Here is a 24,992-nt window from a genome sequence, read left to right on the forward strand (position 1 = left end):
ATGAGTCAAGAAATGTTAAGGGGCATGAATCCACAACAGGCTGAGGCTGTGACGACAACGGAAGGTCCGTTGTTAATTATGGCTGGGGCGGGATCTGGTAAAACTCGGGTTTTAACACATCGGGTTGCACATTTAATTAAAGACAAAAATGTGGCGCCTTGGCGGATTTTGGCTATTACTTTTACCAATAAGGCTGCACGAGAAATGAAAGAACGGATTGCTGATTTAATTGGGGCTGAGGATGCTGATCGAGTTTGGGTTTCGACTTTTCACGCCATGGCCGTTCGAATTTTACGACGCGATATTGATAAATTAGGTTATAAACGTGATTTTACGATCATTGATGCCGGAACTCAAAGAACGCTGGTTAAGCGAATTTTAAAAGATCAAAATGTTGATATTGAAAAGTTTGACCCTCGGAGTGTTTTGAGTGCAATTTCAAATGCTAAAAATGCCATGGAAACTCCCGTCGATTATGCTAAAACGGCTAATGACCTATTTGGTAAAATTGTGGCGAAAGCCTATGCTGCTTATCAAAAACAATTAGGCTTATCTCAATCTGTGGATTTTGATGATTTAATTATGTTGACGATCGAGCTCTTAGAACAAGAACCAGAAGTTTTACAGTATTACCAAGATAAGTTCCAATATATTCATGTCGATGAGTATCAAGATACTAATGATGCTCAATATCGATTAATTCAATTATTGGCTGATGGTTGGAAAAATTTAGCTGTTGTAGGTGATTCTGATCAGAGTATTTATGGATGGCGTGGTGCTAATTTAGAAATTATTTTGAATTTCGAAAAAGATTATGTAGGGGCTAAAAAAGTCCTTTTGGAACAAAATTATCGTTCGACTCAAACGATTTTAAATGCAGCTAATGAGGTAATTGCTAATAATAATGGGCGAATTACTAAAAATTTGTGGACTGAGAATGGTGATGGTGAAAAAATAACTTATCATCGTTCAAATTCAGACCGAGATGAGGCTGTTTATATTTTAGGTGAAATTGCGAATCAAGTTAAAAATGAGAAACGACAATATCGAGACTTTGCAATCCTTTATCGGACAAATGCCCAATCACGTGGGATAGAAGAGGCGTTAGTTAAAGCTAATATTCCATATACAATGGTTGGTGGTTCAAAATTCTATGATCGAAAAGAAATTCGTGATATTTTAGCGTACTTCTCACTCCTTACGAATCCTGCTGATGATGAAAGCTTTTTACGAGTGGTCAATGAACCTAAACGGGGGCTTGGTGATACGTCAATTATTAAGTTACGGGCATTTGCTAGTGAGCATAATTGGCCTCTTCTAGAGGCAGCGGCTAATGCTAATTTAATGAATGATTTACAAAGTCGGGCGCAAAATAAATTTATGGATTTTGCAGCATTGATGCAAAATCTAATTCAACAAGAACAATTTGATGTTTCAATCACTGATTTAGCACGGGTGATTTATAAAGAAACGAATTATGTGGAAACATTAAAAGCTAGTCCTACGCCTGAAAACGAAAATCGTTTAGAAAATTTGGATGAATTTTTGACGGTGACCGAACAATTTGATAAAAATTACGTTCCAGATGAAGAAAGCGTTTCTAAATATGTAGACTTTATGAGTGAATTGGCTTTGGTTTCCGATATTGATAATGTTGATGAGGATGATAATAATGTAACCTTGATGACTTTGCATGCAGCCAAAGGGCTTGAATTTCCAGTTGTCTTTTTGGTAGGGATGGAAGAATCAATTTTCCCATCATTCCGGGCTATTATTGATCCAAAACAGTTGGATGAAGAACGTCGTCTGGCCTATGTTGGTATTACTCGGGCTAAGGAAAAACTTTATTTGACAAACGCTTACACACGCATGCTTTACGGTAAGATGAATAACAATATGCCTTCACGGTTTATTGATGAAATTTCACCAAAATATTTGGATCTTTCCACTGTAGGTCAGTTAGATAGTTATAGAGCGCGGGAAGCTAGTTTACCTTTTGCACAACGAACGCAATCAGTAACTGGTACAACCTTTCAAGGACGTCAGGCCCAGCCTAATCAAAGAACAAATTCAAGTACAAGCCGGAATTTAACTTCAACGCGGCAAGTACATCAAGCACCAAATAATACTACATCTGACGAACAATCCAACTGGGCGGTTGGTGATTTGGTTTCTCATAAAAAGTGGGGAACTGGAACAGTTGTTAAGGTTAATGGGTTGGGTGAAGATATGGAATTAGATGTTGCCTTTGCATCACAAGGAATTAAACGACTATTGGCAGCATTTGCCCCCATCAAAAAGCAAAGCTAAAGGAGTAATGTATGGTCGAAGATCAATTGACATTAGCGGAAGCAAAAGAAAAGTTAGCTATTCGGCAAGCTCAGTTAAAAAAATGGGCAGTAGAATATTATCAAAACGATGCACCCACAGTGGAAGATAGTGATTACGACCTTGTCTACCAAGAAGTAATTGATTTAGAATATCAATTTCCTGAATTGATTACACCTGATTCAATTACGCAAAAAGTTGGGGATCAAACGAAAGATGATCTGCCAAAGGTTGAACATTTGCAACCTATGTTATCTTTAGGCGATGTTTTTTCTATTGAAGCTTTAGATGATTGGATGAATACAATGCAGCAGAGTACTTCGGATTTTTTGGAATATAATGCAGAATTGAAGATTGATGGATTAGCGATTAGTTTACAATATACAAATGGCCAATTAACACAAGCTTCGACCCGAGGTAATGGGCAAATTGGTGAAGATGTTACCGCGAATGTTTTAAACATTAAGAATATTCCACATCAATTAACCGAGCCTTTAAATTTGGAAGTTCGGGGCGAAATTTATATGCCTAAGGCAGCTTTTGTCAGCTTAAATGAACAACGAGATCGAGATGGATTGGCGCCCTTTGCTAATCCTCGAAATGCGGCGGCGGGTTCTTTGCGTCAACTTGATCCACAAATTACTAAACAGCGTCAATTGGCAGGCTTTATATATCAAGTTGTTGATTTACAGAACCAATTAGAGGTCAAAACCCAATCAGAATTGTTAATACGTTTAGCTAATTTAGGGCTTCCAGTTAATCTTACGAATCAAGTCGTTGATAATATAAATACGTTAAAGAATTATATTGAAGAAAAGACGGCTAAAAGAGACGATTTAGCATATGGAATTGACGGAATTGTGGTTAAAGTTAATAATTTAGATCTACATGAAGCATTAGGCGCAACAGTTAAAGTCCCTAAATGGGCAATTGCTTATAAATTTCCAGCGGAAGAAAAACAAACGATTTTAAAAGATATTGAATGGACAGTTGGACGCACGGGGGCTGTCACACCAACGGCAGTTATGGATCCTGTTCAATTAGCTGGGACGACAGTGTCGCGAGCTTCATTGCATAATCCAGAATATTTAAAAGCAAAAGATTTGCGAATTGGTGATACAGTTACATTGCATAAAGCTGGCGATATTATTCCGGAGGTGGGGATGGCCGTTTTAGACCAACGTCCTAAGGATAGTGTCCCATATGACATTCCAAATCATTGCCCTGTTTGTGGGGATGAATTGGTGCATGTAAATGGTGAGATTGCCTTACGATGCTTGAACCCCTTTTGCCCTGCTCAAATTAAAGAACGATTGACACATTTTGCATCGCGGAATGCCATGAATATTGATGGATTAGGTCCTAAAATCGTCGAACAGTTATTGGATCGTGGATTAATTAAAACAATTGCAGATTTATATCAATTGGATGAAGTAGAACTTTTGAAATTGGATAAATTTGGTCCAAAAGCGACCCAAAACCTATTACAAGCTGTGGAACAGTCTAAACAAAATTCGGCTGAACGACTTTTGTTTGGATTTGGAATTAGAACGGTCGGAGCTAAAGTGGCTCGACAAATCATGCAAAAATTTAAAACAATTGATCAATTAGCGAAGGCTAGTGTGGAAGAAATTGCTAACATACAAGGGCTAGGTTTAGTTATTGCTGAAAATGTTGTTCAATATTTTCAAGAATCGCTGGTACAAGAGCTCTTAACTCAGTTGCAACAATTGGGAGTTAATTTTGCTTATCAAGCCGAAGCACCAGTGACAGTTTTGCCTGAGTTTGCTGATCAAAAAATTGTTTTGACCGGTAAATTGACAATGTTTAGTCGATCAGAAGCAGAAAAATGGTTGGAACAACACGGTGCACAAGTTGTGGGAAGTGTTTCTAAAAAGACCAATCTTCTCATAGCAGGTGCTGATGCTGGAAGTAAACTCGCTAAAGCTCAAGATTTAGGCATTACCATCTGGTCTGAACAAGATTTTCAAGATATTATGCAAAAGCAACCGTAATTTGTTAGAATATACAGTATATAAATAATATTAAAAATGTAAAAGGGGCGGACAAATGCGCTATATAAAATGGATTGGGGCCGTGGTTGGTGTAGTGCTCTTGGGCGGCGCTTTAATCTTTTTTGGTAATTTTTATTCTAAAAATTCATCAAAGGTTGAATCTCAAAAAAGCAAAACCACCGTTAATAATAAAATCACCACTAAAAAAGGGATTAAATTAACGGGATCAAACTCCGATGATCAATATAAGTCGGTTATTAAAGATGGAAATTATTTGGTTGGAAAGGCTCGAGGAGTCACAGCAAATCAAAATGGAAATCAATATAACACAGTTAATTTTGAAAATGGATTGTTAGATGTGGCTAGGAAGCATTTCTCGCCTAAATCTTATATTTTTCAAGAAGGTCAATATTTAGATACCAAAACGGCCCAATCTTGGTTAAAACGAAAGTCGCATGATAATCCATCTGGATTAAACCCTGAAGATAATGGTAAAACCGATGATGGGCGGAATCCTTATTATTTACAGTCAATTGAAGAACAAGACTTTATGACTCAAGAAGATAGTACTTTGAAATTAAAGGGAATTGTCTTAGGATTGGCTATGAATACCGAAGATATTTATCAAAAGGAAGAATATGGAGTTAATTTCACTCAAAAAATAGAGGATAGTACTCGAATTGCCAAGGGTAAAGAGATTGCTGCTGAGGTTGTTGCTCGCTATCGTAAAATGGAAGGCATAAGCAACAATACGCCCATTGTTGTAGCTATGTTTAGCCAATCTTCTGATGATAGTCTAGCGGGTGGGAGCTTTTACAGCTATGTAGAATCTAAATCTGGAACTAAATTGGGCGACTTTAAGTCAATTAATGAAAAAAATGTTGTTTTGCCAATGCAAGAGAACACAAAAAATTATCAAGATATGGCAAGTGGCTTGAATACCCAATTTGTAAATTTCCAAAACAATATTCAAGGCTTCTTCCCCAATGTGTCTTATGTGACAGGAACTGCTAAGTATAATGATAAGGATGTTAAAAGCTTAAAAGTTGATATCACTACGCAATTCTATTCACAAACCGAGATGGATAGTTTTTCAAATTATGTAGCACAAACGGCACCAAGCTTTTTGCCAACGAATTTGTCAGTCCAAATCCGCATAAAAACTGTTGAAGGAGTTCAAACGGTCTTGGTTCAAAAATCAAATAGTAAAACCTATGATATTACGCGCTTAGAAAGTGATTAATAAATATTAGGTTGAAGATGTTTATTATATTTTTGGAAGAAGAGTACAACCTATATGGTTGCGCTCTTCTTTTGTTTTTAGATCCAATATTTGATGATGTGGTATGAATAAATACATTTTTTTGAAAACCCTTGCATCAAGCAATTGTATTGTGTATAGTTTATATCAATTAAACCGTTGGATTGATTGTTTTCAGAAAATGGAGGATGTTAAGATGGGATTTAATCAGTATTTATCAGGATTAACCGAGTTGGAGATGATTAATCGAGCTCCAGGGTACTTTAAATATTTCCCTCATTCTGTGGCTGCGCATTCATGGAAAGTCACGCAAGTTGCCCAATTTCTAGGCGATATTGAAGAACAGCATGGCGAAGAAGTTAATTGGAAATTGTTATATGAAAAAGCTTTAAACCATGACATCAATGAACGGTTTATTGGTGATATTCGCACACCGGTAAAGTATGCATCTTCTGAATTACGCCATATGTTGGCTGATGTTGAGGAGTCTTTAGCAGATAATTTTATTCGGGTAGAAATTCCAGAAGAATACCGTGATAGTTATCATCGACGACTTACTGAAGGTAAGGATGATACCTTAGAAGGACGGATTTTATCTGTATCAGATAAAATTGATTTATTGTATGAAGCATTTGGTGAATTACAAAAGGGTAATCCAGAACCGGTTTTCATGGAAATATATAAAGAAAGTTTAGAAACTATTTATGCGTTTCGGGATATGAAAAGTACGGATTATTTCATACATGAGGTTTTACCAGAAATGCTGGCGGAAGAATTTCCTGGCTCTGAACGGTTACAAAGAATTTACATCGGTATTTTTAACCGCGGTAGTAATGAAAAATAATTAATGAGATGAAGTATGCTAAAACTGGGGGAACTTAGTTAGGGCGTACTTTTTATTTTGTGATTTATTATAGATTAAGATGTAATTATTTGAAAATTATTTAGTTTTAATTTGACAAAACTAAATAAACATCTATAATTAATATTTGTTAGTTAACTAAAACAAAAACTAAATATTTAACGAGGTATTTCTAATGGAGCAAAAAGATATTTTAATCAACTTAACTGAATTAATGCGACAACCAAGTTTGTGGTTTACAATGATGTCACATGGTCAGGAACACCGTCAACGGCCGAATAACCAGCGCCGTTTGTTACGGATTTTAAGTACTAGTAGCCAACCAATTACTGCGGGAACAATTGCGGATATATTAGATATTCGTCCAGCGTCAGTAACGCAAATTATTAAAAAGCTTGAAGAAGGGGGGAGGGTTGAACGAATTAAGGATCAACAGGATGCTCGGATTGTCTTAATTAAAATTACTCAAAATGGATTAGACTTTTTAAATGAATTAGACTCGACACGCAATAAACTTGAGAATGAAATTTTTGATGTTTTCACTGATTCAGAGCAACAACAATTCGGTGAACAATTGGAACAACTCAATGCACATTTAAATGATGAACAATTTAATGAACAATTTGTAAATCACTTGAATCCACAACAACGTGAACAATTTGAGGAGCTTACAAATAGAAGAAATAATATTGGACGGCATTTTAACCATCCACATAATCATCCACGGGGAAACTTTAATGATCCACACTGGTTTTAAATCTAACTAAAGGAAAGAGAAAACATAATGCAACGGAAACAAGGACAATCACAATTTGAAAAACGCCCCCAAGGTGGGACAAAAAGTTTAGTTAAAATCATTAAAATGGCTCACCCACAATGGGGATATATGATCACGGGACTACTGTTATCGCTAGTTGGGGTCTTTGCTAATTTGTTAGCACCCAAGTATTCTGGAAATTTGATTAATTCATTCATGGGTAAGCAAGGCGCAGATTATAAATTGATAGGAATCGTCTTAGCTCTTTTCATGGGTGGTGCTTTAATTTCGGCTTTGGGAAGTTTTTTAACATCAGTTGCAGGGGAGCAATTAGTTAAAAACTTACGGTCAATTATATGGGAACGTTTGGCCATACTAAAAGTACGTTATTTTGATCAAACAAAATCTGGCGAGATCACATCACGTTTAACAAATGATACAACACAAGTGAAACGGTTAGTAGCTAATGATTTACCAAATTTTGTGACGAGCTTTTTACAAATGTTGGGAGCAATTGTGTTAATGTTTTCAACCGATTGGCATTTAGCGCTCTGGATTCTTTTGGCAGCACCTGTTACCTTACTATTTCTAATGCCTATTATGATGTTTTCACGAAAAGTGGGACATGCAACACAAGACGCAATGGCCGATTTCTCAGGGGTGGCACAAGAAACTTTAGCTGAAATGAGATTAGTTAAATCTTCTGGTGCTGAAGAACAGATCAAAACAACGGGGAATCAATCCATTGAGCGCCTTTTCCACTTCGGACGAAAAGAAGCAGTAATTGATGGAACAGTTGGGCCAGTAATGAATTTAGTCATGATGGGTCTCTTTGTAGTAATTCTATTTGTAGGAGCCTTGCGAATTGCTCATGGGCAATCAACTATGGGAACCTTATTTAGTTTCTTAATGTATCTATTTCAAATTATGCCAGCATTTATGTCGATTGGGACTTTTTCGACTACCTACGCAAAGACACAAGGTTCAACTCAACGCTTAACTGAAATTTTAGATGAATCGGCAGAAGATTTTGACAAAGGTCAAGTTGTCGAATTAGAAGGCAAAACTTTATCAATGCAGAATGTTAATTTTGGTTATTCGGACTCTGAAGAAATTCTGCATAATATTACCATGGAAGCAAAGCCAAATACCATTGTGGCCTTTGTTGGACCATCTGGTGGTGGTAAAACCACTATTTTCCAACTCTTAGAAAGGTTTTATGATCCCAATTCAGGAGTTATAAAAATTGGAAATCAATCCATTGAAAACATCAATTTGAAAAACTGGCGTCAGCAGATTGGTTTTGTTTCCCAGGATTCTGCCATCATGGCCGGGACTATTCGTGATAATTTAACATATGGATCAGATGCAACTTACACGGATGATCAGTTATGGCATGTTTTACAATTAGCTTATGCTGATAAATTTGTAAAGAAAATGCCAAATCAATTAGAAACGCAAGTTGGTGAGCGTGGAATTATGATTTCGGGTGGTCAACGACAACGATTGGCGATTGCTCGGGCCTTCCTTCGTGATCCAAAGATCTTGATGTTGGATGAAGCTACAGCCTCACTTGATTCTGAATCTGAAGCCATGGTACAAAAGGCGTTGGAACAATTAATGAAAAATCGAACGACTTTGGTAATTGCTCATCGTTTAGCTACCATTGTTGATGCTGATCAAATTTATTTTGTCGAGCAAGGGACAATTACTGGATCAGGGTCACATGCTGAACTCTTAAAAACACATCCGCTTTATAAAGAATATGTACAAGAACAATTAGTAACACAATAGATAGTAGAAATTATGTTACTTTAAACTGAACTCTTTATCAGGGGATGTATGTAATTTGATAATAATTTTAAAATGAGGTGAGGACAAAGATTGTCCCGACCTCATTTTTATTTAAATATTGATGCCTAAATAAGTTAATATAATCAACTTAAGTTAGTTTAAACTTAACTTCGAATAGCGTATAATAAAAAGGTGGATAATAGAACGGATATTTTAAATAAATATAATGGGGGCTGTTGATGATTACACGACAAGCAGATCGTAAATATGAAGTAGTATCGAAGTATCAACCCACTGGAGATCAACCCAAGGCGATTGATAAATTAGTTAAAGGACTCGCCAACGGTGTTAAAGAACAAATCTTATTGGGGGCGACAGGAACAGGAAAAACATTCACGATTTCTGAAGTGATTGCCCATGCCAATAAGCCAGTTTTAGTGCTTTCACATAATAAAACTTTGGCTGGACAATTGTATGGTGAATTCAAAGAATTTTTTCCAAATAATGCCGTAGAATATTTTGTTTCTTATTATGATTATTATCAACCAGAAGCTTATGTTCCCTCATCAGATACCTATATTGAAAAAGATTCATCCATTAATGATGAGATTGATAAATTACGTAATTCGGCTACTTCGTCATTGCTTTCACGAAATGATACCATTGTTGTGGCTTCGGTTTCATCAATTTTTGGATTAGGAGATCCTCATCAATATCGGGACCATGTGATCTCAATTCGGGTAGGGGATGAATTAGAGCGAAATACATTGATGCGTGACTTGATTGATATCCAATTTCAACGCAATGATATTGATTTTCAACGTGGACGTTTTCGGGCTCGAGGGGATGTAGTCGAAATTTTCCCTGCATCTTCTGATGCGAAAGCTTTACGTATTGAATTTTTTGGAGATGAAGTTGATCGAATTCGGGAAATAGATAGCTTAACCGGGGAAATCGTGGCTGATTTAGATACAATCACCATTTTCCCTGCAACTCATTTTATGACGAATGAGAAAATTCGAGAACGAGCCTTGAAAACTATTCAAGCCGAGTTGGACGAGCAATTAAAAAATCTAGAAGACTCTGGTAAATTGTTAGAAGCACAGCGATTAAAGCAACGGACTGAATATGATATTGAAATGATTCGAGAAATGGGCTTTACCACAGGAATTGAAAATTATTCAAGACATATGGATGGAAGAAAACCTGGTGAACCACCATTTACTTTAATTGATTTTTTTCCAGATGATTTTTTAATTGTTGTAGATGAATCGCACGTTACGATGCCCCAGATTCGAGGAATGTATAATGGTGACAGGGCTCGTAAGCAAACGTTGGTTGATTTTGGATTCCGGCTACCATCAGCTCTTGATAATCGACCATTGAAGTTGCAAGAGTTTGAAGAGCATGTCAATCAAGTTATCTATATGTCAGCAACACCAGGTGACTATGAAAATGAACGAGTACCAGAATCAGAGGTTGTTCAACAAATTATTAGACCAACAGGGTTACTTGATCCGACGGTGGAAGTTCGTCCTGTAAATGGACAAATTGATGATCTATTGGGTGAAATTAATGAGCGCGCAGCTAAAGATGAACGAGTCTTTGTAACAACATTGACTAAGAAGATGGCTGAAGATTTAACCGATTATTTGGAAGATGTGGGAGTAAAAGTTAAGTACTTACATTCTGATATTAAGACGTTAGAACGGACTGAAATTATTCGTGATTTAAGATTAGGTAAGTTTGATGTGTTGATTGGAATTAATTTGTTACGAGAGGGTATTGATGTCCCTGAAGTTTCATTAGTAGCAATTTTAGACGCAGATAAAGAAGGGTTTCTTAGAAATACCCGTTCGTTAATTCAAAGTATGGGACGAGCTGCCCGAAATGAAAATGGACACGTAATTATGTATGCGGATCATGAGACTGGTTCGATGCGATCAGCAATTGATGAAACGGCCCGACGGCGTCAATTACAAATTGAATATAATGATGACCATGGGATAGTGCCTCATACGATTATTAAACCTGTTCGTGATTTGATTGCCGTATCACATGATTCAGATGATACTTCTAATAATGAGGGATCATTCACAGAAGTGGCGTTCCGTGATATGGCTCGTGATGATCAGGAGAAGATGATTAAAAATTTGGAAGAGCAAATGCGAGCTGCTGCTAAACGCATGGATTTCGAAGATGCTGCTAGTTTGCGTGATTCAGTAATGGAGTTAAAATTGCAACTTGGTAAATGAAATTAAAGGTAATTTAATTAAATTAAAATTATTTTCGGACGTTTTTTCAGAATTAAAATTAATAAAGTAGTTTATTTACAATCCAAATATTTCATAAAAAAGTCGGAATATTTTCCGGCTTTTTTTGTGAAATAAATTAAAGAAATATTAAGTGATATGATTATTACTTTTGCATTGTAAATCGATTTGTGTATAACAATATTGGGTTTGGTATATACAAACATGCCTTTTTAGCCTTATTATGAGCTTTTAAAAGATTCATTTTTTTAAAATATTGTGAAATTGAGAGGCTTAATTTGCTTTTTAATAATTACATTTAAACTTATTAATTTGGAAAAACATTTGAAATTAATTCAGCTATTTTGTTACTTGATAATAATAGACATAAATTATAATTGAAATATTTTTCATGGTAGAAGAAATTTATGTAGTAAATCAAAATATGAAATAATTTAATAGGGCGGATAGTCAAAAAAATTTTAGAACATATTATAAATATTTGTTGATAAAGTATCAATTTTTTTATTATAGCAAAAATTAATTTTATCATCGGTTTAACAACAATCTTATAAGAAGAAGCCATAGTTTGTTTTAAGTTGCTTTAACTGAGTGATATTAACTAGTTTTTTGGCATAAATAGCCATTTCTCTGGTATACTTATGAATAATTATAATGTGAAAAAGGAGGGTATCATGCGAAGCTATTATCAAACAGGAGGCCTATCAGGCTTGGTGATTTGGGCATGGGTCTTAATGATTGGACTTTTAGCATTAACATTACAGTTGGAATTTATTACATTTAATGTTTGGACATACCTAGTAGCAAGTATTTTTGTGGTGGCAGTTGTATTTATGGTTCTTCGCCACAAAGTAGAATTGACTGATGATTATATTCATTTGAAGCAAATTCTTAGTTTCAATCGGTTATCAATTCGTTTGGATGGGATTAAACATGTTCAAATGACTAAGCATGGTATTATCTTTGATTACAATGATAATTCATATGATCTTTTATTAACTAAAAAAATGCGCAGTGCGATTGAACAGAAAATAGGGGCAAAGAAATGACGTTGGAAAAATTTGTGGTAACTGAAACAACCGGACGCTTGGATAAGATTATTGCGGAATATTTACCGCAATATTCACGTTCACAGGCTAATGAATGGATTAAAAATGAGTTAGTGCGTGTCAATGGTGAAATTAAGAAGGCTAAGTATCACGCTAAGCAAGACGAAGTTATTACTATTGAGGTACCAGCACCGGTGACTTTGGACCTTAAGCCACAAGATATTCCTTTGGATATTGTTTATGAAGATGATGATGTTTTGGTTGTTAATAAACCTCAAGGAATGGTTGTTCATCCTTCGCTTGGCCATGAAGATGGAACGCTGGTTAATGCTCTAATGTTCCATACTCCTCTTTCAAATATTAATGGGGTATTTCGCCCTGGGATTGTACATCGGATTGATAAGGACACCTCAGGGCTCTTGATGGTAGCCAAAAATGATAAAGCTCATGAAGCCTTATCAGCTAATTTAAAAGCGAAGAAAAATTTGCGTGAATATTTAGTTTTGGTCCATGGTGAATTTAAAGAAAATATTGGAACAATTAAGGCTCCATTAGGACGATCAAGTAAGGATCGCAAGAAACAAGCAGTTGTTTCAGGTGGACGTGAAGCAGTGACTCATTTTAAGGTTATAAAACGCTTTGTTGGTTATACTTTATTATCAGCGACTCTTGAAACAGGTCGAACTCATCAGATTCGTGTGCATTTAGCATATATTGGTCATCCGGTTGCAGGTGATCCATTATACGGTCCAAAGAAAACCTTGCCAGGTAATGGACAGTATTTACATGCCCATACATTGGGACTTACACAACCTACCACAGGTCAAGAATTAGAATTTGAAGCACCATTACCAGAACACTTTACAAAGATGCTTGATCAATTGGAACCATATAGTAATCAGGGGAGTGAGGAATAAGAAATGGCAGCTAAAAAAATTGTTGATGCAATGTCGATGCAACGGGCTTTAACTCGAATTACTTATGAAATTATTGAACGAAATAAAGGAATTGATAATTTAGTTCTCGTGGGAATTAAAACACGTGGCGTTTATTTGGCGCGGCGAATCGGGGAACGATTGCAACAATTGGAAAATGCTAAAGTGCCAGTCTTAGAACTTGATATCTCAAATTATCGCGACGATCGAGATAATACGGCACAAATTGATAATAGTTTTGACCTTAATTTGGATCATAAGCGAGTTATCTTAGTGGATGACGTGCTTTATACCGGTCGGACAATTCGAGCAGCCTTGGATGCCTTGATGGATAATGGACGCCCAGCAGCAGTTAATTTAGCAGTTTTAGTGGATCGAGGTCATCGTGAATTGCCTATTCGTGCTGATTTCGTCGGTAAAAATATTCCAACGGCAGCTTCGGAAAGAATTAAAGTTCATGTACGAGAATTAGACCAACAAGATTCTGTTGAAATTGTTTAAAAAATATATCAAGAAGTTTAAAATTAAAAGCATTAAGGGGATCAATTCATGACCCAGCGATATTTAATACTACAAGACCAAACGGTGTTCAAAGGGGAAGCCTTTGGATCACCCGCAACAACTTTTGGTGAAATTGTCTTTAATACAGCCATGTCGGGGTATCAAGAGATTATTACCAATCCAATTTATCATAATCAAATTGTAATGTTTACAACACCAACCATTGGAGCTACAGGGATTAATCATCGAGCAGATGAGGCAATCGTTCCTACAATTAAAGGAGTCGTTGCTCGTGAAATTTCAGACGTTTCAACCAATCGTCTGCAACAAATGAGTTTAGACTCTTTTTTGAGGCGTCACAATATACCTGGAATTTCACAGATTGATACACGGGCTTTAGCTCGACATTTGAGAAAAACGGGAACACAAAAAGCTAGTATTGTTGATGTTCCAGACGACCACGCTTTTGATCAATTAAGAGCAATGGTTTTGCCAACAAATCAAGTGGCACAGGCTTCAACACCTAAACCTTATGCAAATCCTGGTCGAGGTGCTGATGTAGTTATATTAGATTTTGGTTTGAAGAATGGAATTTTACGTAGTTTAAGAGATTATGATGCTAATATCACGGTTTTACCATACGACGCGACATTAGAACAAATTGTTAATTTGGATCCAGATGGGATTGTTTTATCATCAGGACCTGGGAATCCTTTGAAGCTAAATGAGTCGATTTTAAAATTGATTCGAATGGTTCAAACGGAAATGCCCTTGCTAGGAATTGGACTAGGTCATGAATTATTTGCCCTTGCAAATGGTGCTGAATTAGAACCATTGACTTTTGAACATCATGGAATGAATCATCCAATTCGAGAGCAAATTACAGGTGAGATCATCTTTGCAAATCAAGGGAGTGGTTATGCTGTCAATCGAGAATCTTTGAAAGAAACGGAATTAATGGTCACTCACTTGGATTTGATGGACAAATCAATTTTAGGGATAAGGCATCGAGACTATCCAGCATTTAGTGTTCAGTTTTTCCCAGACGGTGCACCTGGACCGTATGAAGCAACTGATATTTTTGCAGAATTTATGGAAATGGTGACAGCTCGGAAAGGGGGGAGCTTACGATGAATGAGAACGTTTTAATCGTTGGTGGCTCCGCGAATGATTTTAACCACGAAACAGAGAGTGATTTTGCTAGCTATCAAGCTGTTTCCGTATTAAAAGCTAAAGGAGCAAATGTCTTTTTAGTTGATGATAATCCTTATAATTTTACAATTGAACGTTCTGATATTACGCCCATTATTGCTGATTTGACGGTTGAAAATTTAATCGAAATTATTGAAAAATATGATATTACCAGTGTGATGGCCAATATTGGCGGGACACCTGGGGTACAGATTATTTACCAACTTGTTAATACAATGGGAGATGCTACACCTAAGATGCTCGGTCTTTCAATGGCTGCTTTGGAAGCAACTCAAAACACCGAACTTTTGCGTAGAAATTTGGAAGATTTAGGTGAAACAGGGGTTAAAACAAAGTTAGCTACGAACGTCACTGAAGCCTTTGATGCTGCTCGGGATATTAATTTTCCAGTGGTGGTTAGACCTGTAACTTCAAGTTCTGGAACTCTACGTCTAAATGCAAATAGTCCAGAGCAATTGGAGGAGGCGGTTCAACTAGCATTAGAACGCTCACCAACGAAACAGGTGAACATTGATCAAGGAATTAGTGGATATCAAGAAATTACATTGGTTGTGCTTCGCGATCATTCAGATCACATGATTTTGGTAGGAGGAATCGAAGATATGGATCCAGTTGGTATTCATACATCAGATTCAATTGCCCTAACACCAATTCAAACTCTGTCTGACCCAGTTTTACAAAAATTGCGTAGATCAGCTTTTAATCTGATGCGAGGATTTAACATTATTGGCTTGGCTCAGGTCCGATTTGCGGTTAATTCCGAGACTGAAGAATATGTTGTAACTCGGTTAAATCCATATTTTGATCGTCAATCAGCATTTATTGCAGTTTCAACGGGTTATCCTTTATTGCCAGTTATGGTTAGCTTGGTAATGGGTGAAAATTTGACTGAAGTGAAGTTACCATCTAACTTCACTGACAATACGGCCCTATTAGAACCAGTTATGGATCATATTGTGACACGTTTTCCAGTTTTTAGCTTTGGTGAGTTTGAAGCCTCGTGGGTGGTTACGGATCATCGGCTAAATACGATTCAAAAATCAGTTGGTGCTACGATTGGAGTTGGACGTAGTGTGGAAGAGGCACTCGAAAAGGCCTTACGAGCAGCGCATTTTAATAGTCGTGATTTCTCACCAACAATTATGAATACGTTATCTGAAGATGATCTAATCGAACGTATTATTCATCCACGCGATAATCGAATACTTGTACTGATGGAGGCGTTGCGTCGTGGATATACTGTTGACGAATTAGCGGAGATGACTAAAATTAATCCGTTCTATTTTTATAAATTACAACGGATTATGCGTATTGAAGAAGATGTTGCCTCTCATCCGTGGAATACGGATATTTTACGGGAAGCCAAGTATTATGGTCTAAGTGATGGATTGATGGCTAAGTTGTGGGATGAAGAGTATGAAAAAATTAGGCGTTTCCGTTGGGACAAAAATATCTTACCAACGTTTAAAGCTTTTGATCCGTCGGCTGGAGAATTTGATGAAAACAATCCACATTTCTATAGCACATTTGAAAAAGAAAACGAAACAAGCCGGCTTTCACAGAATTCCGCATTGGTTGTCGGAACTGGGGCATTTCGCTTAGGGGATGGCGCTGCTGGATCATATACTATGTCGATGGTTAGTTCAGAGCTGCGACGTTTAGGTATTCCAACGATTGTTATGAATAATAATCCTAATGATCTATTATTCATTCCGCAAATTGCTGATAAACATTACTATGAGCCTTTAGAATTATCTGACGTGATGAGTATTCTAGAAGTTGAAAATCCTCAGTATGTTTTTATTCCGGGAAATCGAATTAAATTAATTACTAAATTAAGAGAAATGGGTGTATCAGTTAATGTCATTGCCAAAGATAAATATTTACCAACAAGCTTATCTGAAAACAATGAACAAACAATTGTAAATTATTTCTGGGATGGTCAAATATTGACGCCAATTTCAATGGCACAACAAGATAATTCTCAGATAATTATTGATCAAAAGGTAATGACTGAATCGCTCTATAAATCATTACCACGGCCTAAATTAAAGGTGGCTCATCCGGGCTTATATCAATTGGTTGTTGACCATTGGCCTTTTGAACAAGAAGTGCAAGCAGATGATTTAAGACCAATGCCGTTTACACATTTAGCATTTTTAAATAAAATTACTGGCGTCAACTGGATTAGAATGATGGTAAGATATATGACAGATCGGGTAACCTCAGATGATGAAGTGTTGCTCCAAAATTGGCGAAAACAAAGTTGGGCAATCACAGCAGGTCGGCTTTCATATTCTAATCCAGATTTTGCAGCCCATCTGAAGATTCGAGAATCCCAAATTGATAATGGTCAATTTGCAATGGGTGCTCGGATGAATAAAATTGAGAACGATTAATAAAGGAGTGTTATTTTTTATGAAAAAAGGTTTATTAGTATTTGGTGGATTAATAATTATTGCAGGTGGTTTGGTAGCTTTTGGATTGTCAAGCGGAAAAAATGTTGCAACTTCAAATGCAGGTTCAATTTCAGAACAGAAATTATATGAAAATTTGAAAAAAACACCAGAGGGTAAGCAAACATTTGCGAACTTGATGATTAAGCAAGTTTTACAAAAAGATTATGGGGATAAGGTAAATCAAAAAGATGTTGATAAGCAATATGCTGATGCAAAGAAGCAATATGGTTCATCATTTGAGACAACCTTGCAAAGTAGTGGAATGACAACTGAATCATATAAGGATAGCCTTTATCTTTCAGCTTTGGAAAAAGCCGCTTATCAAGCTAATCAAAAATTTACAAATAAAGAATTGAAGCAGACTTATGACGCTTATACACCAAATGTTAGTGCTTCAATCATTAAAACTGATTCAGAAGATGATGCTAAAAAGGTGATTAGTGATATTAAAGACGGTACTAGCTTTGAGGATGAAGCAAAAGATAAGTCAACTGATACCGCTACGAAGGATAAGGGCGGAAAACTAGATAAATTTGATTCAACCGTTAGTTCTTCTGTTGTGAATAGTACAGTGCGTGATGCTGCTTTTAATTTGAAAGTTGGTGATATGTCAGAAACACCAGTGAAGGTAACAGCTGATGGAACTACTAGCACCAGCGATAGTTATTATGTTATCAAATTAAATTCAAAGGATAAAAAAGATAGCTTTGCCAAGTCAAAGGCAAAGATGAAGGACATTATTGTTGAAGATAAATTAAATTCTGATTCAAAGGCAATGCAAACCTTTATTGGAAAGCAATTAGATAAGGCTGATGTTCATATTGCGGATAGTGATTTAAAGACGGCACTTTCGTCTTATACAGAAGCAGCTAATCAAAAATAATTAACAATACAAATGATGAGCATAAGAGAGAATAAAATTCTTTTTTATGCCCATCATTTTTTGTTTAAAATCATTTATAGACAAATGGAAAAATAATGTCATTTAGGAGTCACAGAAGGTTATATTCTTTTTGAAATTTGAGACATTTACATTTTTTAATCTAATTATAATGTAATCGTTTGCTAAATATAATAAAAATTGTTAGAATATACTTATAGCAACAATGTAAACGTATACAAAAAGGAGGTGATTATATTCGAGTTTAATTATTGGAATGTTAGCCATTAGGATTATGTGGCATTATTAGTATCTTTTATAATATTGTTGGTTTGTGATTAGGATAAATATTTAAGGGCCAACATTGTCTGGAATAGTTTTAATTCTATTGCTATTGAGGGTAATTATATTAGTATTAATTATTTCATTGGTTATTAATAGAATGAAATAAAGGCGGTTGATAATATGAAAAAATGGAAAAAAATATTAATGGCTATTGTTACTATATTGTATATATTCCCTTTCATATCAATGATTAAACCTCATGAAAGTAAAATGATAGGGAATCAAATTAATGCATGGTTAATTCAAAACAATATTAATAATTTTACCGTTGAAACAATTATCGAAATTTATCTGATAATTTGTGTTGTTTTTTTGATTATTATGTTATTTACGATTATTTTCTGGCCATCGGCTAAGAATAATGTTGTATTAACCAATCAGAAGAGTGGAAAATTGGCTCTTGATAATCGCGGGATTAGCAGTTTTATTAATCAAAGATTTAAAGATGAAAATTTGGAAAATATCAATATTAAAATAAAAAACCAAGTTCATTCAATTAAGATTAAGGTATCTGCCGAATCAAAATATCAACAAGATAAAGTACAAAAAATCATAAGATTACAAGACCAAATTAACAAGGATTTAAATGAATTACTTAAAAATACTGATATAAATAAAATTAATACAAATATTGTTATAAATCGCCCAAAAAATAGTAAGAATATTCGCGTCCTTTAGTAGAAGGAGGTAAGGAGATGCAAAATTTAAAATTAGAAGCATCTAAAATTGGACTAGTCATTGGCTTATTACTAGCAATTTTGATTCTAGTTTTTGGATTCTGGAATTCTGTTTTAGTTATTTTATTTGGTGGAATTGGTTGGTTTATTGGTTGGATCATTCAAAATTGGAATATATCATTTGAAAAAATCAAACAAATATTTACTGAATCATAAAAAAAGGAGATATTATTATGGAAAAGGGAAGTAATAAAAATCAAGTAATTAAAGGCGATTTAACTTTTGATGATAAAGTTATTCAAAAAATTGTGGGTTATTCAATTGAGAAAATTGATGGACTACTTGGAATTGACGCTGGATTTATTGCAAATGTTAAAAATAAGTTGGTTAATAGTTCAAATCCCACAGAAGGTGTAGAAGTTGAAGTTGGTAAAGAGCAAGTTGCGGTAGACCTCGATATCATTACCGAATTTGGAAAGGATGCTCGTACCATCTATCAAAAGATTCAAGAATTGGTTAAGACTAAAATCATGGAAATGACAGGTCTTGAGTTGATCGAGTTGAATGTAAAGGTAGTAGATATTCAAACTGCTCGTGAATTCAACAAAAATCAAGTAACTTTGCAAGACAAAGCGGGTGATATGGGTCAAACTATTAAGGATAAAACAAAGGATGGCTATGATTCAGTGAAAGATAATTTAGCTGATAATAGCGAAAATCAAGGAGAACGGGTCAAATAAATTAGAATGTATTTACGACAATTACTCAATATAATTAGAATTAAAAAAGATTGAACCTAAACAGAGATGTTAGGTTCAATCTTTTATTTTGGAATGGTATTAAATTTTTATAGAAATGATCCTTGTGCATCTGTCATTTCTTTTGCCATCTCTGCTAAACTTTCAATTGAATCGTGCATTCCTGTTGAAATCCAACGAATCGCAATTGCTAGCATACCAGAAGCAGTGAAGTCTGAAATATAATCGACAATTGCAGCATTAGTAGCATGATTACGTAAAATATCAGAATACAAGTCATGCAAGATATCTCGCAAAGGCGGGTAGAATTGTTCGCGGAGACCTGCATTTAAAAGAATGGCAATCTCAACCGCGTTAGCTTGGATGAATTCAAAAAATGCTTGCGCTACCGCTCTTGAATCTTGCGGGAGGTGCTGGGCATCATGTGAAAAATCATTGGTTAATTGTTCAATGATCGTGTGAATAATATTTTCTTTTGTCCCGAAATGTCGATAGAAAGCCATTCTAGACACGCCTGCCTTACGGGTGATTTCAGTTACCGCAAGTTGGTCATACGACTGGCTTTGAAGTAGTGTTAAAGTTGCATCAATAATTTGATCATCCGTTTGTTGGCGAATGGTTTCAGTTTGTAAATTTCTCATAGCTTAAGTATATAAATAAAAAGCGAACTTGTTTAGCAAGTTCGCTTTTTTGACGTAATAGTTTATTAAATCGCAACTTCTATTAATAAAAATTTAAAAATTAGGCTAATCTAAATGACGTTGTTGAGCATAACTATTTAACTCAGGGCTTAAAATATATGGAACATTTGGTAAATCATTCTGTCCATTTGCACCTACTAGAGCATAAAGTTTAGGCAGATGAGATTGCCATAATTGAATGGTTTCAATTAAGTGATCCGGACCATATTTAAGTAGGTCATGTAAAAAGTAACCGGCAACCCCCACTGCCTTAGCGCCTAAGACCTGAGCCTTAACAACATCAAGGGGAGAGGTGATGCCACCAGTAGCCAAAATCTTAGCATGGCTATCTTTAGTTTCTAATAGCGATTCTGCTGTAGTTTGACCCCAATCGTATAAATATTGATGACTTTGCTTAGTTACAGTAGTGCGGTTTCTTCGATCTTCAATTATTGCGAAATTAGTACCAGAACGGCCACCGACATTAATATATTGAGCACCCATTTGTTCAAGTTGCTTAATAGTTTGTTGATCCATTCCAAAGCCAACTTCTTTAATGATTACTGGAACGTGAATCGTATTAATGATTTCCCCAATTGATTCCATCCAATGAAAATCACGATCCCCTTCAGCCATTACAATTTCTTGGGCTACATTTACATGGATTTCAAGCGCGTTAGCGCCAATCATATCAACTACTTGTTGAGCTTCATGAGCAGTATGCCCTGCTCCTAAGTTGGCAATTAAAAAACCATCAGGATTGGATTTACGAGCAACTTCAAAAGAAGAAATAGCATTATGATCTTTGAGAGCGATACTTTGTGAACCGACAGCCATGGCTAATCCGGTTATTTTTGCGATTTTAGCTAGCTGTTCATTAATCTCACCTGTCTTTTGACTTCCACCGGTCATAGCTTCAATGTAGAAAGGATAATCCCAACCCAAAGCTGAATCTTGAACCTGTAGATTGATTTCTTGGACATTTGTTTCTGGCAAAGATCGATGAATTAAGCGGATTTGCTCAAGTGATGAAATCGGGGGATTTTTTTTAAATTCAGCTTCCGCTAAAGCTAAGTGTTCATCTTTACGATGTGCGTGTTCAGATTCCATAATAAGTTCCTTTCACCGGTGCAATGTTAAGAGGGAGATTTTGAATACCATGAGTTTTCCAAGTATCTAATAGTTTAGGATCGGGAATACGATTTAATGTAAAAGCAATACCGTTGTCGCCATTTCCAGCCCCTGATATTTTACTAGGAAGATTAAATAACTTTGCATCGGATAAAAAGTGCTGTAAAGCTGGTGTTTGATAAGGTATATTTTGATTAATAGTGTAATTAATTAATGTCTTCTGAATTGAAGTTATTGCCAAATTAAAAGCAGACCAATCATTTTGTGCAAGTGATTTTTGTATTTTTAAGACATCTCGATCAGAATCTATTAAAAATTCTGATTCTAATTCTTGTGATTTACTTTGATTGATTTGTTTTAAACTAGTTTGGGTATCAGCAGGACTTTTAGTCCAACCCACAAGAAGGTGCCAATTATTTGGTAAATGGGCATTTTCTAATTTTAATAAAGGCCATTCCATATTAATTAAATTGAGAAGTGAAGTTTGGCGTTTTTCTTTTTCCACCCAAGCTTGATCAAATTTTTGATAAAAGACAATTCCGCCAAAACATGCTGCTGCGATATCACCCATTGATCCTTTTTTGAATTTAGGGAGTTGGAGGAGAGCTAAAGATGCTAATTTAAAAAGCTTTGTTTTAGAGAAAGAGATCTGATGAAATTGTAACAAACTAGCCAATACTCCGACCACCGTTGCGCCAGATGATCCCAAACCGATTTTAATGTGATCGATGCTCAGATGGCTTTCAATTTCTAAACTGAAAGGCTTTAGTGCAGGTGATTTTTCTAAATCTTTCCGAAATTCCTCAAAGATATTCAGTGCTGATTGAATTAGTTGCCATTGTTCATCAAGAGTATTAGGTAAATTTTTTAATTGATTATTAGGAATGGAATATGCTCCTAAGAGATCGCTTTGGATTTCTATTTGTGAAGCTGGTTTAATTTTAAAGTCAATGTATCGATCAATCGCCATCACTAAACTAGAGTGACCACTATGAGTAACTGCAAATTCACCTGCTAAAAATAATTTACCCGGAATCTGAAGCTTAAGCATGTGTGGCCCCATTCTGCCAGATTTTTAACCCTGGGCCCGGCGTAGCTACTTGAATTGTTATTTCAGGTAAGATCGTATGCAAAGCATCTTCAATTTTTTCAGTGTCATCTGGATGTGAGATTATTTTTACATTAGGTCCTGCATCCATAGTCGCATAGACTTTTAGACCATTTTCTCGTAATTCTTGAACCAAATTGATGATCTTCCATGAAATATCAGTTAAGTAAAAGAATGGAGGGTTAGCTACCATATTTTGGGCATGCATCTCTAATGCATTTTGTTCAGCAATTTTTCCTAAGGTGGCTAGGTCATGTTGATTGATCGCTGTTTGCATTGGTTTAACAAGCGCGTTGGAACGTTCAACCCAACTTTGATAAAAGGGAGAATTTTGCATGGCGTTCTGCATTCCACCACGAGAATTTATTTTTTTAGGTTGATCTGAAACAATTACTGTCAAGAGCTGAATGGGCCAATCGACTTGTTCCTGAAGCGGATGGGCAACAGAAGTTTGATGATCAGTTCCTCGATCCCACTGAACGAAGCCGCCAAAGATCGAACGGCTGGCAGAACCTGAACCTTGACGTGCTAAGCGAGAAAGGTCAGCAGGTGTTAGGTCAAGACCAGCGGCTGCAGCAGACGCACCAGCTAAAGCTGCAAATGCAGAGGCAGACGATGCTAAGCCAGCAGCGGTTGGAACATGATTAAATGATTCAACCTTGGCGTATGTATTGATATTGGCTTGTGCGCGAATTAAATCCAGAAAGTTAATGATTTTTTTCTGATCCTTTGCTTTTAAGGGTTGGTGATCTAAAGTTATTTGATCATTTGCTAAATCATCATTAAATTCAACGGTGGTTTCTGTATAAAATTCATTTAAAGTTAGGCTAATCGAGGTGGTGGTGGGGATTATTAATTTTTGATCTGCTTTCCCCCAATATTTCAACAGGGCAATATTTGTATGTGCACGCGCTGTAAAAGCCACCATGATTAAGTTCTCCTTTTTTTAATGAGTAGGGTAGGTTTGAGTCCAAACTTCATTGGCCCCCGCAGCCTCTAATGATGCAATAATTTTGTTGGCTACTTCTTGATTGGGCGCCAGAGCTAACATTGTTCCGCCAATCCCGCCACCGGTCAACTTAGCACCAAGGGCTCCGGCTTTTTTAGCAGCATTAATTAGAATATCTAATTTGGGATGTGATACTTCAAGAGCTGTTAATTCTAGTTGGGCTTGATTCATTAAATTACCCAATTCTTTCAAATTATTAGTTTGTAGGGCTTGTTGCGCTTGAGTGGCTAACGAACCCAATTCTTTAATATGTTGCTTAGCTTCAACAGGGTTTTCTTCCAATAGGCTGCGGACTACGGAAACTGCTAAACCAGTTTGACCTTTGATCCCAGTATCTGCTAGGACAATCACCCCTTGTAAATTCAACGAGAACGATTGGGTTATTTTATGTTTAATAAACCAGATGGGAGAATTACTTGAGACTGTTGCGGCATCTAAACCAGATGGTGTTCCATGTGTGATTCTTTCTTCAATGGCCGTCCATTTTTGTAATGTAACAGCATCAAGGCTAGTATCAAAAAAATCGTAAAAAGCGCGAATAATTGCAGTGGCACTAGCGGCTGAAGAACCCATCCCTCGTTCTTGAGGAATATCGGAGCGAAGACGTAAGGTAAATGGTTGCTTGATTGCGTTGAAATTGATAAGTAGTCGATTGACTAACTGTCGAATTCCCTCATAACCTTCAGCCAAACCAGAGAAAGGTCCTTGATACGTTGGAGTAAAAATAATTTGACCAGCTAATCGTTCTTCAATTGTGGCAGTAAAAGTAATATCGGGAAGCGGTAAAGCAATCGCTGGTTGGCCATAGACGACCGAGTGTTCACCCATTAAAATTACTTTGGCGTGACTTTTACCGATTGATGTTTTTTTCAAGACATTGAACCACCATTTCTAAAAATATTATTAATCAATACATTTTACCAACTTTTTAGCTAATATTGAAGCATTTAAAGATTCT

General features: G+C 36.0%; 21 protein-coding genes. 16 read left to right on the forward strand and 5 right to left on the reverse strand.

Translation table 11 applies throughout. From position 1 onward, the window contains the following. The 16 genes from pcrA to JC2156_RS02595 all read left to right on the forward strand — a co-directional run bounded on the left by pcrA (position 1) and on the right by JC2156_RS02595 (position 20,088). Positions 1 to 2,310 (forward strand): DNA helicase PcrA, encoded by a 2,310-nt coding sequence (pcrA, locus tag JC2156_RS02520; RefSeq protein WP_006845258.1) that lies wholly within the window; start codon positions 1 to 3, stop codon positions 2,308 to 2,310. 11 nt (positions 2,311 to 2,321) lie between these two features. Continuing rightward, positions 2,322 to 4,343: an NAD-dependent DNA ligase LigA gene (gene ligA / locus JC2156_RS02525; protein ID WP_006845259.1), complete on the forward strand. Its 2,022-nt coding sequence runs from the start codon at positions 2,322 to 2,324 to the stop codon at positions 4,341 to 4,343. 55 nt (positions 4,344 to 4,398) lie between these two features. Further along, on the forward strand, positions 4,399 to 5,586 hold the full coding sequence (locus JC2156_RS02530) for a CamS family sex pheromone protein (protein ID WP_006845260.1): 1,188 nt from the start codon (positions 4,399 to 4,401) through the stop codon (positions 5,584 to 5,586). A gap of 214 nt (positions 5,587 to 5,800) precedes the next feature. Next, a complete protein-coding gene (locus JC2156_RS02535) occupies positions 5,801 to 6,448 on the forward strand; it encodes a YfbR-like 5'-deoxynucleotidase (protein ID WP_006845261.1) in 648 nt (215 codons plus the stop codon). A 193-nt stretch (positions 6,449 to 6,641) separates the two neighbouring features. Then, positions 6,642 to 7,223 carry a MarR family winged helix-turn-helix transcriptional regulator gene (locus JC2156_RS02540; RefSeq protein ID WP_006845262.1) on the forward strand — a complete coding sequence of 194 codons (582 nt, stop codon included), beginning with the start codon at positions 6,642 to 6,644 and terminating at the stop codon, positions 7,221 to 7,223. Positions 7,224 to 7,250: 27 nt separating this feature from the next. Beyond that, complete coding sequence (locus JC2156_RS02545; RefSeq protein ID WP_006845263.1) at positions 7,251 to 9,017, forward strand: ABC transporter ATP-binding protein; 1,767 nt, start codon at positions 7,251 to 7,253, stop codon at positions 9,015 to 9,017. A gap of 239 nt (positions 9,018 to 9,256) precedes the next feature. Further along, positions 9,257 to 11,272, forward strand: coding sequence for an excinuclease ABC subunit UvrB (gene uvrB / locus JC2156_RS02550; RefSeq protein ID WP_006845264.1), 2,016 nt, complete (start codon positions 9,257 to 9,259; stop codon positions 11,270 to 11,272). 692 nt (positions 11,273 to 11,964) lie between these two features. Next, positions 11,965 to 12,339 (forward strand): EbsA family protein, encoded by a 375-nt coding sequence (locus tag JC2156_RS02555; protein ID WP_006845265.1) that lies wholly within the window; start codon positions 11,965 to 11,967, stop codon positions 12,337 to 12,339. After that, positions 12,336 to 13,256, forward strand: a complete 921-nt coding sequence (locus tag JC2156_RS02560; protein WP_006845266.1) for an RluA family pseudouridine synthase — start codon at positions 12,336 to 12,338, stop codon at positions 13,254 to 13,256. The genes JC2156_RS02555 and JC2156_RS02560 overlap by 4 nt, the downstream gene beginning before the upstream one ends. A gap of 3 nt (positions 13,257 to 13,259) precedes the next feature. Further along, on the forward strand, positions 13,260 to 13,775 hold the full coding sequence (gene pyrR, locus JC2156_RS02565; RefSeq protein ID WP_006845267.1) for a bifunctional pyr operon transcriptional regulator/uracil phosphoribosyltransferase PyrR: 516 nt from the start codon (positions 13,260 to 13,262) through the stop codon (positions 13,773 to 13,775). Positions 13,776 to 13,823: 48 nt separating this feature from the next. After that, positions 13,824 to 14,909 (forward strand): carbamoyl phosphate synthase small subunit, encoded by a 1,086-nt coding sequence (locus tag JC2156_RS02570; RefSeq protein ID WP_006845268.1) that lies wholly within the window; start codon positions 13,824 to 13,826, stop codon positions 14,907 to 14,909. Beyond that, a complete protein-coding gene (locus JC2156_RS02575; RefSeq protein ID WP_006845269.1) occupies positions 14,906 to 17,386 on the forward strand; it encodes an ATP-binding protein in 2,481 nt (826 codons plus the stop codon). The genes JC2156_RS02570 and JC2156_RS02575 overlap by 4 nt, the downstream gene beginning before the upstream one ends. A gap of 19 nt (positions 17,387 to 17,405) precedes the next feature. After that, positions 17,406 to 18,329, forward strand: coding sequence for a peptidylprolyl isomerase (locus tag JC2156_RS02580; protein WP_006845270.1), 924 nt, complete (start codon positions 17,406 to 17,408; stop codon positions 18,327 to 18,329). Positions 18,330 to 18,791: 462 nt separating this feature from the next. After that, a complete protein-coding gene (amaP, locus tag JC2156_RS02585; protein ID WP_006845271.1) occupies positions 18,792 to 19,349 on the forward strand; it encodes an alkaline shock response membrane anchor protein AmaP in 558 nt (185 codons plus the stop codon). Between the two features lie 17 nt (positions 19,350 to 19,366). Continuing rightward, positions 19,367 to 19,564 carry a DUF2273 domain-containing protein gene (locus tag JC2156_RS02590; protein ID WP_006845272.1) on the forward strand — a complete coding sequence of 66 codons (198 nt, stop codon included), beginning with the start codon at positions 19,367 to 19,369 and terminating at the stop codon, positions 19,562 to 19,564. 17 nt (positions 19,565 to 19,581) lie between these two features. Further along, the gene (locus tag JC2156_RS02595; RefSeq protein WP_006845273.1) at positions 19,582 to 20,088 is read left to right on the forward strand and encodes an Asp23/Gls24 family envelope stress response protein; all 507 of its coding nucleotides are present in this window, start codon (positions 19,582 to 19,584) and stop codon (positions 20,086 to 20,088) included. Positions 20,089 to 20,195: 107 nt separating this feature from the next. Here JC2156_RS02595 and JC2156_RS02600 read toward each other — a convergent pair whose 3' ends face one another. The 5 genes from JC2156_RS02600 to mvk all read right to left on the reverse strand — a co-directional run bounded on the left by JC2156_RS02600 (position 20,196) and on the right by mvk (position 24,907). Continuing rightward, positions 20,196 to 20,747 (reverse strand): TetR/AcrR family transcriptional regulator, encoded by a 552-nt coding sequence (locus JC2156_RS02600; RefSeq protein ID WP_006845274.1) that lies wholly within the window; start codon positions 20,745 to 20,747, stop codon positions 20,196 to 20,198. 105 nt (positions 20,748 to 20,852) lie between these two features. After that, complete coding sequence (fni, locus tag JC2156_RS02605) at positions 20,853 to 21,896, reverse strand: type 2 isopentenyl-diphosphate Delta-isomerase (protein ID WP_006845275.1); 1,044 nt, start codon at positions 21,894 to 21,896, stop codon at positions 20,853 to 20,855. Continuing rightward, on the reverse strand, positions 21,886 to 22,968 hold the full coding sequence (locus JC2156_RS02610; RefSeq protein ID WP_006845276.1) for a phosphomevalonate kinase: 1,083 nt from the start codon (positions 22,966 to 22,968) through the stop codon (positions 21,886 to 21,888). Before JC2156_RS02610 ends, fni begins: the two co-directional genes overlap by 11 nt. Beyond that, positions 22,961 to 23,953: a diphosphomevalonate decarboxylase gene (gene mvaD, locus JC2156_RS02615; RefSeq protein WP_006845277.1), complete on the reverse strand. Its 993-nt coding sequence runs from the start codon at positions 23,951 to 23,953 to the stop codon at positions 22,961 to 22,963. The genes JC2156_RS02610 and mvaD overlap by 8 nt, the downstream gene beginning before the upstream one ends. Positions 23,954 to 23,971: 18 nt before the next feature. Next, entirely contained in the window at positions 23,972 to 24,907 is a 936-nt protein-coding gene (gene mvk / locus JC2156_RS02620) for a mevalonate kinase (RefSeq protein ID WP_006845278.1), read from the reverse strand. Positions 24,908 to 24,992 lie beyond the last annotated feature (85 nt).

The sequence above is a fragment of the Weissella koreensis KCTC 3621 genome, assembly GCF_000277645.1.

Bases quoted from the DNA above. Each gene is read 5' to 3' on its own strand.
- JC2156_RS02545 (WP_006845263.1), top strand. From the start codon at position 7,251: ATGCAACGGAAACAAGGACAATCACAATTTGAAAAACGCCCCCAAGGT.
- fni (WP_006845275.1), bottom strand. From the start codon at position 21,896: ATGGAATCTGAACACGCACATCGTAAAGATGAACACTTAGCTTTAGCG.
- JC2156_RS02575 (WP_006845269.1), top strand. From the start codon at position 14,906: ATGAATGAGAACGTTTTAATCGTTGGTGGCTCCGCGAATGATTTTAAC.
- ligA (WP_006845259.1), top strand. From the start codon at position 2,322: ATGGTCGAAGATCAATTGACATTAGCGGAAGCAAAAGAAAAGTTAGCT.
- JC2156_RS02610 (WP_006845276.1), bottom strand. From the start codon at position 22,968: ATGCTTAAGCTTCAGATTCCGGGTAAATTATTTTTAGCAGGTGAATTT.
- mvaD (WP_006845277.1), bottom strand. From the start codon at position 23,953: ATGGTGGCTTTTACAGCGCGTGCACATACAAATATTGCCCTGTTGAAA.
- JC2156_RS02560 (WP_006845266.1), top strand. From the start codon at position 12,336: ATGACGTTGGAAAAATTTGTGGTAACTGAAACAACCGGACGCTTGGAT.
- JC2156_RS02535 (WP_006845261.1), top strand. From the start codon at position 5,801: ATGGGATTTAATCAGTATTTATCAGGATTAACCGAGTTGGAGATGATT.
- JC2156_RS02580 (WP_006845270.1), top strand. From the start codon at position 17,406: ATGAAAAAAGGTTTATTAGTATTTGGTGGATTAATAATTATTGCAGGT.
- JC2156_RS02540 (WP_006845262.1), top strand. From the start codon at position 6,642: ATGGAGCAAAAAGATATTTTAATCAACTTAACTGAATTAATGCGACAA.
- amaP (WP_006845271.1), top strand. From the start codon at position 18,792: ATGAAAAAATGGAAAAAAATATTAATGGCTATTGTTACTATATTGTAT.
- JC2156_RS02530 (WP_006845260.1), top strand. From the start codon at position 4,399: ATGCGCTATATAAAATGGATTGGGGCCGTGGTTGGTGTAGTGCTCTTG.
- JC2156_RS02555 (WP_006845265.1), top strand. From the start codon at position 11,965: ATGCGAAGCTATTATCAAACAGGAGGCCTATCAGGCTTGGTGATTTGG.
- JC2156_RS02590 (WP_006845272.1), top strand. From the start codon at position 19,367: ATGCAAAATTTAAAATTAGAAGCATCTAAAATTGGACTAGTCATTGGC.
- pyrR (WP_006845267.1), top strand. From the start codon at position 13,260: ATGGCAGCTAAAAAAATTGTTGATGCAATGTCGATGCAACGGGCTTTA.
- JC2156_RS02570 (WP_006845268.1), top strand. From the start codon at position 13,824: ATGACCCAGCGATATTTAATACTACAAGACCAAACGGTGTTCAAAGGG.
- uvrB (WP_006845264.1), top strand. From the start codon at position 9,257: ATGATTACACGACAAGCAGATCGTAAATATGAAGTAGTATCGAAGTAT.
- JC2156_RS02600 (WP_006845274.1), bottom strand. From the start codon at position 20,747: ATGAGAAATTTACAAACTGAAACCATTCGCCAACAAACGGATGATCAA.
- JC2156_RS02595 (WP_006845273.1), top strand. From the start codon at position 19,582: ATGGAAAAGGGAAGTAATAAAAATCAAGTAATTAAAGGCGATTTAACT.
- pcrA (WP_006845258.1), top strand. From the start codon at position 1: ATGAGTCAAGAAATGTTAAGGGGCATGAATCCACAACAGGCTGAGGCT.